This window comes from Streptococcus sp. HMSC074F05, assembly GCF_001808725.1.
Classification (GTDB): Bacteria; Bacillota; Bacilli; order Lactobacillales; family Streptococcaceae; genus Streptococcus; species Streptococcus parasanguinis_I.
In genome coordinates this window covers 1,242,303-1,249,666 of record NZ_KV794411.1, presented here as the reverse complement: position 1 = coordinate 1,249,666, position 7,364 = coordinate 1,242,303, and the positions used below count along the sequence as shown (strand labels likewise).

Here is a 7,364-nt window from a genome sequence, read left to right as displayed (position 1 = left end):
AGGCTAGGACTTTTGTCCCAGCCTCTTTTAGAATGTAAACAAACTGTTTTTTACATAAAACAAGCTAAGTGATGCAGAATAATTAAAACTGATACATACCAATAGTCTCATTCAAACATACACTGAAACTTTCCGCAGTGAGAAAAGTGCTAGAAATAGGATTGTTTCTAGCACTCGGGAGTTTTGAAACTTTAGGTTCAAAACTAAGTCATGGAACTTCTTCGAAGTTCGCTGACGTCCGTACTCACCTAAGGAAAGTTTCTAAGATGACTTTGTCTTCAATCTGAAAACGAAAACCTTGTCTTAGTTCTTTTATTTTCTCAATTCTTGTAAGAGTGTTTGTGCCTTTTCTAAATTAAAGGGTTTGTTTTCAAGGAGTTGGCTGACCAATCGGGGAACTTCCTCTTCCTTAGCTCCTGCTAGAAGGGCTAGGGAGCGTGCTTGGAGTTTCATATGCCCTGCTTGAATCCCTGTGGTGACAAGGGCTTTGAGGGCTGCGAAATTCTGCGCCAAACCGAGCGAAGCGATGATACCTGCTAATTCAATAGCAGAAGGATCTCCTAGCAAACGGTGGCTGACTTGAACCGTTGAATTGAGGCCGATCGAGCCTCCTTTTGTCGCAACCGGCATTGGTAGGGTGATCTCTCCATAGAGTTTTTTCTCTTCTGGCTGACTTGTCCAGCTACTCAAGCCTTTGTATGGGCCACTTTGTGCGGCATAGGCATGGGCTCCTGCTTCGATGGCCCGCCAGTCATTACCTGTCGCAAGGACCAGGGCATCAATCCCGTTAAAAATCCCCTTGTTATGAGTGGCTGCACGGTAAGGATCCACTTGAGCCAGTTGGCTAGCTAGCTCCATCCGGTGGGCAATCTCAATGGCTTCCTCAGGATTTCGACTCAGTGCTTTAAAATCGATGGCACACCGTGCACTCACCAAAGAGCGAGTGGCCAAGTTGGATAAAATTGCCATCAAGGCCTGACCACCAGAGAGTTCCTGGATACGATCAGTCAGAGCTTCCAGCATCGTGTTGAGCATATTGGCTCCCATGGCTTCTTTAGGATCGACAGCCAAGTAGACAATGAGAAAGTTCCCCTTGTTTTCGACCCAAAGATCCCTCGCTCCGCCTCCACGCTTGACGATAGAAGGATAGGCTTCATTAGCCAGCTGAAGAAGAGTTTCCTTGTCTTCTAGGATGCGCTTGCTAGCCATTTCCACATCCTTAACATCTGTCAGAGCAATCTCACCGATCATTTGGCGTTGGTGCACTTGGGTGGTGAAACCGCCCGAACGTTGGATGAGCTTGGCCGCAAAGCTGGCAGCTGCAACCACGGAAGGCTCTTCTGTGACCATAGGAAGGACATAGTCACGACCATTGATCAGAAAATAAGGAGCGAGACTAAAAGGCAAGTCAAAAGTCGACAAGACATTTTCCGTCAATTGATCTGCAATAGAAAGGGGAAGTCCCTTTTGTTCTTTTAAGATCTGTGCTTCATCCCAAGTTAAGAGGCCTTCCTTCAGTAAGGCCTCTATGCGTTCTGTGGGAGAAAGTTTTGCAAAACCTGGTAATCGTGCCATTATTTTTCTACTTTCTGGTAAGTGCGTTGGTGTTCCTTGATCTCTGTCAAAGCATAAGTTTGAAGCGTAGCAGGTTCAAACACTTGATTGCCACTAGAGTCTAGATCTACTTCCTCATAAAAGAGTCGTTCGTAGTCAGCAACACTAAGAACCGTCCGTTGATCTAGTTTGTCCATACGTTTGTGATCTAGGAGTTGCTCAAAACCAGGAACGAGATTGGCACTAAAGATCTCAGAAACTGCTCCACTTCCATAGCTAAAGAGGGCGATTCGGTCCCCGGCTTTGAGTTGGGGACGATTTTCCAGTAGTGATAGCAAGCCTAAGAAAAGAGATCCAGTGTAGATATTTCCTACGCGTTGGCTGTATAGAATCGATTGATCAAAATTGTATTGTAATTGATCTTTTTTCTCTTCTGATACTGACTTATCCAAGATTTTTTTCAAGCCCTTGAGAGCTAATTTCGGATAAGGCAAGTGGAAGCAGACGGCCGCAAAGTCTGTCAAGGTAAGGCCAGTCCGTTTCTGGTATTCTGCCCAGGTTGTTTTCAGAGAATCTAGATATTGTTGCGTTGAATAAATCCCATTCACGAAGGGAGTTGTCGCATAATTTGGACGCCAAAAATCCATCACATCGCGTGTTTTGGCAACATTATCATCGTTAAAAGATAGAATACGAGGATTTTGGCTGATCAGCATAGCAACCGCTCCAGCCCCCTGTGTCGGTTCACCAGGAGTTCCAATTCCATATTTAGCAATGTCACTGGCAATGACCAAGACCTTACTCTGCGGGAATTTTTCAACATGAAGTTTGGCATAATCCAAAGCAGCAGTTGCAGCATAGCAAGCTTCTTTCATCTCAAAAGAGCGAGCAAAGGGCTGGATGTCTAGTAAACCATGGACAAAAACAGCAGCGGCCTTACTCTGGTCAATTCCAGATTCTGTCGCAAGAATCACCATGTCGATCGCTTCTTTATCTTCGTCTGTTAAAATATCATCTGCTGCAGTAGCAGCCAATGTGACGATGTCTTCTGTGATCGGTGCCACACTTTGTTCTTTTAAGAGAAGACCCTTGCTCAGTTTTTCGGGATCAGTATCACGAGCAGCAGCCAAATCTTCTAAACGCAAGACATAAGGGCTCGTCGCAAAACCAATCTTATCAATCCCAATTGTCATTCTTAACCTCTTTTTTATTTGATATCTACTAGTATATTTCGTTACTATTTTACCATATTTAAGGGTAAAACTCCCTTGAAAAAGCTAGATCAACAAGGAAATCATTCTCGGGACCGATTTTGCAATGTTTCATAGAAAAATAAAGAATCTATCAGAAAAAGCCATCCTTAGATGGCTTTTCAACTCTTATGCTTGCTTATCCTTCTTAGGGTTGCTCATGATTCTTATGAAGAGTTCTTTGCATTTATCTCTTAGAACTTTTTCGTAGAAGACGAGTATAGCGATGTATACAATCAGAAAGTTCAAGGTCAGAAAGAACAAGTCAAATGAATTGCGTGCATAGTTAGTTGCTTCTAGATAGGAGTTGATTGCTCCTAAAATCCCCCAAGGAAGATACTTGATATACTTGTTTATCATCATACAGCACCTCGCATACTTTAAAGGATTTGTTTTTTCACTATCATTGTACTCCTTTTGAGTGGAAATGCAAGCAATGACACTTAGAGAAATTTAAAAACCAATATTATTTTTCATTAGTTTGAATGGAGAAAAACTATTTTAAGATAAGTGAAGCGATTACTTTAGTAACCAAAAAATTTTTTGAGCTAATCATTGTCAATTATGTACTTTATTTAAGTGAATACTGGAAATTTTTAAAGCTGTTCATCTTCTGTAAAATGTACTTTATTTAAGGGAAAACTAAAAATTTTTAAATTGTACATTTTGACAATGAACCTGAAACTAAAAATTTTTCAATTGTACATTCATACAAAAACACGGCTCATGAATCATAGCCGTGTTATATTTTACTTAAGCTATTTAGCTAGTTCTCTTAGTTAATATTTACTTCCCTTTTATTTGCTTTAATTCCTTTATCTCTTTTAGAATACTAAAAATATAGAAACTAAATGGAACTACACCTAAAAAAGATAAAACAAAGAAACCAAACGTAAGTTTTAAGTCTCTAATAGCTAGTACTCCAAGGGATAAAATACCGATAGCCATTATGGAAATTATGAAGATAAACCACAAGTAAATCATGTAAAACTTATAAAGATAGCAAAAGGACTTATTTTTTTGTTTAGGCTTATACTTCCATTTTAAATAAAAGAAATAAGGTGTATTAATAATTAAAATAAATAAAAATCTCATCTCTAGCACAACCTCCCATCTTATACCTCTTAATCAAATACATACTTTATAGCATATTAAAACTTTTTATTTAGGCAAACTAATAACAAAAACTAAATGTCAAATCATTCATTAATCAATTCTTCAATTTCCTTTATCCCTTCAAACTCTCCAACACTTTCGAAAAGTTCTATAGCTCGTTTGAAATTTCTGTTGGATAATTCCGTATCTTCCAAGGCTAAATAGATCTCACCTAACCCTCTATAGCTACAAGCTTGAGAAATCACATCATCAGTCTCTAAAGATTGTTCCAGTGACAGATTCATGAATGTAAGAGCTTCATCAAGATTGTTTAATTTCAATCTCACATAGCCTTGTTCGTAGTTATTCACAGCTTTCTTTAGATTATCGTTTGGAAAATGCTCTTCAACTATCTTCTCTTCATCTTCAATGAGTTTTAAAGCCTTATGAAAATCACCCTGATCTCTGTAGATCATAGCTAATTGATGTAATCCAATATGTTCATGTTCTTTATCTTCATTTTGTTGAGCTAATAAAATGTATTTCTCAAAGATATGGGTACACGAGGCATAGTCTTTTTCTGCTAACAATAAATATCCCATCAGATTTAAAAGACTAAAATCTGTACAGGTATCAATGGAAAAATCTTGTTCAACCAACTTCTTAGCTTCTGATGTTTTTCCCTCCAGAAACAAGTTCCAAGCCATATCAATTTTAGCAACCATCTATTTTCCCCTTTCAACTATAAACAACCTTCATAAAACAAAATCACTCAACAAGAAGATGCTAAACACTACCTTTATAAATTTAATCTACTAGGCTAAAGTATAGCAAAAAGCCCAAATAACTACTATTTGGGCAAAATGTTACTTAGTTTCTTTTTAAACGAGCAATGAGTAACTTAATAAGAAAAGCTAGAACTACAAGTGCTACTACGCGTGATAATAGATAGAAAATAGAATAAACAAAATAGATTTGCATATCTGACACCTCCTAAATAAAAGAGATTAACCATCTTGTCCTCAATATTATTGTACTCCCGTTTGAAAGCGACGTCAAGCGTTATGATAAATAGTATCAACATCTAGAATGAAGTTAAAGCCTACAAAAAGCAAAATAAAACAATCTGTTTCATTTTGAAATCCTTTAACGATTGTAAAATATATCCTATTTTAGAAGAGGTACGTAAGAAGTTATCAATTTAGATAATGTCAAAGCAAGAAAGAAATATAATGAGTAAACATAAATACAATATTTTTTACATTTTTTATTATACTTTTATTAGTATAATTGGTAAAATCTTAATTAATAAAAATTATGGTCTATCTAATATTCCAATTACCTTACAACACAGGTTGATTGAATAGGACTAGATAACCGAATCAATGTTGACACGAATGGAGGGGATTAATATTAAGAATTTAATAACTGATCAAATGTCTAATAGACAAATCATCAAAGACTTTATTAGTAGTTTTATTAGTTCTTTAAGTGGTAAAGCTTTTAATTTTGCTTTAGGATTAATGTTACTGGACCAAACAAAATCGGCAATGAGTTTTGGAATCAACATGATCATCTATCCTTTAGTTAGTTTGATTTTCTTGGTTCCAATCGGTAATTTAGTAGACCGATACCGTCATAAAAAGATCTTAATTTATAATTTTATTTTTAGACTTATTATCTTTCTTCTGTTTTATGCATTTTATTTTTTAACGAATTCATCTACTATCTTATATTTAGTAATTCCGTTTGTCATATTCCACTCTATTACAGTTAACATCAATGATACTTGTTATTCAGCCTCTATCCACGAATTAGTAAATGATAAAAAAATTCAACGATTAAGCTCTGTTACACAAACCGCCATTGCTATCGCAACCATGCTTTCCCCAGCTATTGGAGTCATTCTTTATAATTGGTTAGGCTTCTCAGGCTTTATTCTTATAGAAATCATTGCAAATCTCCTTTCTTTAGGTGTCTTACTTACCATGAAATTCTTCTATGAAAATGAAGAGCAAGAAGCTAAGATTAAACAGAATGAAAAGCATCAACAGGGGTTCAAAGAAATTATCCGATTTTTAAAAGAAAATCAGATTGTAAAATATATTATTCTTGTTAGTGTTGTACTGAATTTTTTCTATACTTCCATTAGCATTGGAGTACCATTTGTAGTCAAAGAGCAACTCTTATTAGATAATGCAACAGTAGGTATCCTAGAAACAATGTCTGCAGTTGGAATGTTGTTAGCCAGCGTGTCTATGTCACTACTGCCAGACAAAAAAGAAAATAATACACTTCTCTCTAATAGAATTCGCATTCCACTTTTTCTTCTAACCATCGCTATCGTTGGTTTGGGTATTACATTTGCAATTACTAACACCCAAGTGATTATTTCTTCCGTTGGCGGTTTATTTATGGGAATTATCGCATTCACTCTTGTTATTCTAAATATTGTCGTCATGACCTATCTTCAAAGTAGTATTGAAACAAATTATTTAGGAAGAGTAATGAGTACTTTGTTCACACTAAATACGTCTATCATGCCGATCGGTACCATTGTATTTACTTATCTATTTCAAAAAGAAATAAACGGAGGTCTAATATTCGTATTTGGAGGAGTTTCTCTCCTGATCTATACGATGATAATGTTACCTCGAATCTATAGAATACTCAAAAAAGAACACATTTATTGATATTGAAACCTAAGTAATACTAAAACGAAAAGACAAGGATAAAAAAACCTTGTCTTTTTTTTAATACTAACAACTTAGACTAACAATGGGACTTTTTTTGAAAGCTGAGTGGCTTAGATAAGTCATCCAGCTTTCAAAATGACTAGTAGGACCGCTTCGTTATTGTCCGACAAAATTTAATATGCTTCAAAACTATATTTTAAACAATTTATTTAATTTTTCTAACTCTAATACACTCATATATACTTCTACTCCAGTAACTACCCCCTTACTATAAATAATTCCACAAGAAAACACAATCCTCTTCTGACTCAAAATATTTGACAATATTACAAATGATTCCAAAACATAATCCTCTATAGTAATAAAACAATTATTTTCATCTTTGAAAAACTCTATAAATCCAATATCCTTACACTTATCACGTAAATGAAACCTAAGTGATCTTAAAAAATAATCAAAAAACACATCATTTCCCATAGAAAACCCTTTCATTTTTTAAAAACATTCTGATATAATCATACAAAAAATAAAGGAGAACTACAATGAAAAAAAATAATTATTTTTATCTTGTTAATCCTCTTAATCTTTTCTATTGTTTCAATTTTTATATACAACATGTTATAAAAAATAAATGACCAGCCTCCTGTAGAGTACAGAAAACTGGTCGCATAAGAGGGTTTTCTCTTGTTCCATTATTGGGGTTCAGTTCCTAAACATGCTAAGTTTTTTGTGTGAAGATATATCAAAACTTTTTAAACCAATTCTTGAT

Annotated in this window: 7 protein-coding genes; 1 reads left to right on the top strand and 6 read right to left on the bottom strand. The window is 35.4% G+C overall.

The window, feature by feature from the left end; all coding sequences use genetic code 11:
- Positions 1–312: 312 nt before the first annotated feature.
- The 5 genes from HMPREF2685_RS09665 to HMPREF2685_RS09645 all read right to left on the bottom strand — a co-directional run bounded on the left by HMPREF2685_RS09665 (position 313) and on the right by HMPREF2685_RS09645 (position 4,624).
- Positions 313–1,575 carry a hydroxymethylglutaryl-CoA reductase, degradative gene (locus HMPREF2685_RS09665; RefSeq protein ID WP_070466602.1) on the bottom strand — a complete coding sequence of 421 codons (1,263 nt, stop codon included), beginning with the start codon at positions 1,573–1,575 and terminating at the stop codon, positions 313–315.
- Entirely contained in the window at positions 1,575–2,747 is a 1,173-nt protein-coding gene (locus HMPREF2685_RS09660) for a hydroxymethylglutaryl-CoA synthase (protein WP_070466601.1), read from the bottom strand. Before HMPREF2685_RS09660 ends, HMPREF2685_RS09665 begins: the two co-directional genes overlap by 1 nt.
- A 186-nt stretch (positions 2,748–2,933) precedes the next feature.
- The gene (locus HMPREF2685_RS09655; RefSeq protein WP_070466599.1) at positions 2,934–3,164 is read right to left on the bottom strand and encodes a hypothetical protein; all 231 of its coding nucleotides are present in this window, start codon (positions 3,162–3,164) and stop codon (positions 2,934–2,936) included.
- A 426-nt stretch (positions 3,165–3,590) separates the two neighbouring features.
- The gene (locus HMPREF2685_RS10760) at positions 3,591–3,752 is read right to left on the bottom strand and encodes a histidine kinase (protein WP_222560487.1); all 162 of its coding nucleotides are present in this window, start codon (positions 3,750–3,752) and stop codon (positions 3,591–3,593) included.
- A gap of 251 nt (positions 3,753–4,003) precedes the next feature.
- Complete coding sequence (locus HMPREF2685_RS09645) at positions 4,004–4,624, bottom strand: tetratricopeptide repeat protein (protein ID WP_070466597.1); 621 nt, start codon at positions 4,622–4,624, stop codon at positions 4,004–4,006.
- Positions 4,625–5,296: 672 nt separating this feature from the next.
- Between HMPREF2685_RS09645 and HMPREF2685_RS09640 the strand changes: the two genes are divergently transcribed.
- Positions 5,297–6,592: an MFS transporter gene (locus HMPREF2685_RS09640; RefSeq protein WP_070466595.1), complete on the top strand. Its 1,296-nt coding sequence runs from the start codon at positions 5,297–5,299 to the stop codon at positions 6,590–6,592.
- 192 nt (positions 6,593–6,784) lie between these two features.
- Here HMPREF2685_RS09640 and HMPREF2685_RS09635 read toward each other — a convergent pair whose 3' ends face one another.
- Positions 6,785–7,087, bottom strand: a complete 303-nt coding sequence (locus HMPREF2685_RS09635; RefSeq protein WP_070466593.1) for a hypothetical protein — start codon at positions 7,085–7,087, stop codon at positions 6,785–6,787.
- Positions 7,088–7,364 lie beyond the last annotated feature (277 nt).

Coding starts and splice junctions, on each gene's coding strand:
- HMPREF2685_RS09665 (WP_070466602.1), bottom strand. CDS start 1,575: ATGGCACGATTACCAGGTTTTGCAAAACTTTCTCCCACAGAACGCATA.
- HMPREF2685_RS09660 (WP_070466601.1), bottom strand. CDS start 2,747: ATGACAATTGGGATTGATAAGATTGGTTTTGCGACGAGCCCTTATGTC.
- HMPREF2685_RS09655 (WP_070466599.1), bottom strand. CDS start 3,164: ATGATAAACAAGTATATCAAGTATCTTCCTTGGGGGATTTTAGGAGCA.
- HMPREF2685_RS10760 (WP_222560487.1), bottom strand. CDS start 3,752: ATGGCTATCGGTATTTTATCCCTTGGAGTACTAGCTATTAGAGACTTA.
- HMPREF2685_RS09645 (WP_070466597.1), bottom strand. CDS start 4,624: ATGGTTGCTAAAATTGATATGGCTTGGAACTTGTTTCTGGAGGGAAAA.
- HMPREF2685_RS09640 (WP_070466595.1), top strand. CDS start 5,297: ATGGAGGGGATTAATATTAAGAATTTAATAACTGATCAAATGTCTAAT.
- HMPREF2685_RS09635 (WP_070466593.1), bottom strand. CDS start 7,087: ATGAAAGGGTTTTCTATGGGAAATGATGTGTTTTTTGATTATTTTTTA.